Below are 597 nucleotides of genomic sequence, written 5' to 3' on the forward strand. Positions count from 1 at the left end.
CAATATCTTTAAATTATTGGCCCATCATTGCGTGGTTAGCTTCTATTTGCATATTGATGCTGTCTACTGCAGAGTCGAGTGCACTTTTCGCATCTTGTTTATTGGTTGCGATCAACTGAAGCGCGCTGTTCGCAGGGCCCCACACTTCGTTCATTTCTGGAATGGAAGGCATAGACGTAGCGTGAATGGATTGCATCGCTACAGCACTTGCTCCTGGGTCATTCTTGATAACAGGATCGTCCACCAATTTTGTCACTGCCGGAACCTCTCCAGTTAATTCAAAACGGCGCTTCGCATTGTCATAGTTATTGACGAACGTAATAAACTCTTGCGCTAATGGTTTGTTTTTCGAGAAAGTGGAAATGCTGTAACTCTTAACCCCCATAAATGAACCCATTTGCTCACCAGATGGTAATTTTGGAAGAGGCGCTACACCGTAGTTGATCCCTGCTTCTTTGTAAGGCTGGAGCGCCCAAGGACCAGTTTGAACAATCGCTGCTTTGCCCGACGTGAATAGTGAATCGATAGCATTAAGCCCGTTATTACCAATGATGCCTGTAGGGAATACTTTAGAGTCATAGAACTTCTGAATGAATT

General features: G+C 44.4%; 1 protein-coding gene. It reads right to left on the reverse strand.

Translation table 11 applies throughout. The features are described from left to right. Positions 1-13: 13 nt before the first annotated feature. A partial coding sequence (locus R7Z77_RS26885) for an extracellular solute-binding protein (RefSeq protein WP_318137244.1) occupies positions 14-597 on the reverse strand: 584 nt, incomplete at its 5' end.

Source organism: Vibrio sp. 1401 (genome assembly GCF_033340295.1).